Source organism: Streptococcus sp. 2022WUSS135 (assembly GCF_044427045.1).
GTDB classification, from domain to species: domain Bacteria; phylum Bacillota; class Bacilli; order Lactobacillales; family Streptococcaceae; genus Streptococcus; species Streptococcus hashimotonensis.
Genome location: NZ_JAOTGL010000063.1, coordinates 1 through 1,260, shown reverse-complemented (window position 1 = coordinate 1,260; position 1,260 = coordinate 1). Strand labels below are relative to the sequence as shown.

12 tRNA genes are annotated in these 1,260 nt (G+C 50.6%); all 12 read right to left on the bottom strand.

The features are described from left to right. Window positions 1-174: 174 nt before the first annotated feature. Window positions 175-258 (bottom strand) — tRNA-Leu (locus tag ODU45_RS09980). A gap of 11 nt (window positions 259-269) precedes the next feature. Next, a tRNA-Gln gene (locus ODU45_RS09975) sits at window positions 270-341 on the bottom strand. Window positions 342-352: 11 nt separating this feature from the next. Further along, a tRNA-His gene (locus ODU45_RS09970) sits at window positions 353-425 on the bottom strand. Window positions 426-432: 7 nt separating this feature from the next. Beyond that, window positions 433-503 (bottom strand) — tRNA-Trp (locus ODU45_RS09965). A gap of 7 nt (window positions 504-510) precedes the next feature. Beyond that, a tRNA-Tyr gene (locus ODU45_RS09960) sits at window positions 511-591 on the bottom strand. Window positions 592-611: 20 nt separating this feature from the next. Next, a tRNA-Phe gene (locus ODU45_RS09955) sits at window positions 612-684 on the bottom strand. Window positions 685-699: 15 nt separating this feature from the next. After that, window positions 700-773 (bottom strand) — tRNA-Met (locus ODU45_RS09950). A 10-nt stretch (window positions 774-783) separates the two neighbouring features. After that, window positions 784-873: transfer RNA gene (locus ODU45_RS09945), tRNA-Ser, on the bottom strand. Between the two features lie 5 nt (window positions 874-878). Further along, window positions 879-950, bottom strand: a tRNA-Glu gene (locus tag ODU45_RS09940). 6 nt (window positions 951-956) lie between these two features. Beyond that, window positions 957-1,030: transfer RNA gene (locus tag ODU45_RS09935), tRNA-Ile, on the bottom strand. Between the two features lie 30 nt (window positions 1,031-1,060). After that, window positions 1,061-1,131, bottom strand: a tRNA-Gly gene (locus ODU45_RS09930). A gap of 5 nt (window positions 1,132-1,136) precedes the next feature. Continuing rightward, window positions 1,137-1,209, bottom strand: a tRNA-Val gene (locus ODU45_RS09925). Between the last annotated feature and the right edge of the window lie 51 nt (window positions 1,210-1,260).

The following is a 1,260-nucleotide window of genomic DNA, read 5'->3' as shown; positions in this document are numbered from 1 at the left end:
ATTGGCTTGAACACCTTTATTGTATCGCGTTTGGAGTTTTTTGGTATAACCTTCGTCGCGCACCCGCATAGCGGGTGGTTTATTTGTCACGCACCTTACGGAGCGTGACGGACTAAAAGTCACATAAGCAAAAAAAGAAACGCTGATAAATCAACGTTTCTTCTTTATAAACTATACCGGCGGCCGGGGTCGAACCGGCACGCCCGTGAGGGCACTGGATTTTGAGTCCAGCGCGTCTGCCAATTCCGCCACGCCGGCATATAGTTGAACTGGGGTAGCTGGATTCGAACCAACGCATGAGGGAGTCAAAGTCCCTTGCCTTACCGCTTGGCGATACCCCAATATTAAAATAGGCGAGTGAGGGGAATCGAACCCCCGAATGTCAGAGCCACAATCTGATGTGTTAACCACTTCACCACACCCGCCATATAACACGGGCAGTAGGAATTGAACCCACACTGAAGGTTTTGGAGACCTTAGTTCTACCTTTAAACTATGCCCGTAAAGGTATGGAGAGAGAGGGATTCGAACCCCCGAACCCGAAGGAGCGGATTTACAGTCCGCCGCGTTTAGCCTCTTCGCTATCTCTCCGAAATATAATATTAAATTAATGGCGCGAGACGGAATCGAACCGCCGACACATGGAGCTTCAATCCATTGCTCTACCAACTGAGCTACCGAGCCAAATTCTTAAATAAATTGCGGGAGCAGGATTTGAACCTACGACCTTCGGGTTATGAGCCCGACGAGCTACCTAGCTGCTCCATCCCGCGGTAGTAGAAAAGGAGGATGTGGGATTCGAACCCACGCACGCTTTTACACGCCTGACGGTTTTCAAGACCGTTCCCTTCAGCCGGACTTGGGTAATCCTCCAAATATAGTCCGTACGGGATTCGAACCCGTGTTACCGCCGTGAAAAGGCGGTGTCTTAACCCCTTGACCAACGGACCATATAATGGGCACGAGTGGAATCGAACCACCGACCTCACGCTTATCAGGCGTGCGCTCTAACCATCTGAGCTACGCGCCCAAACCAAGTTTGGGTATGAACTATGTTCAAAGCGGGTGACGAGAATCGAACTCGCGACAACAGCTTGGAAGGCTGTAGTTTTACCACTAAACTACACCCGCTTATATGGGAGTTAACGGGATCGAACCGCTGACCCTCTGCTTGTAAGGCAGATGCTCTCCCAGCTGAGCTAAACTCCCAATTTGCTAAGCGACTACCGTATCTAACAGGGGGCAACCCCCAACTACTTC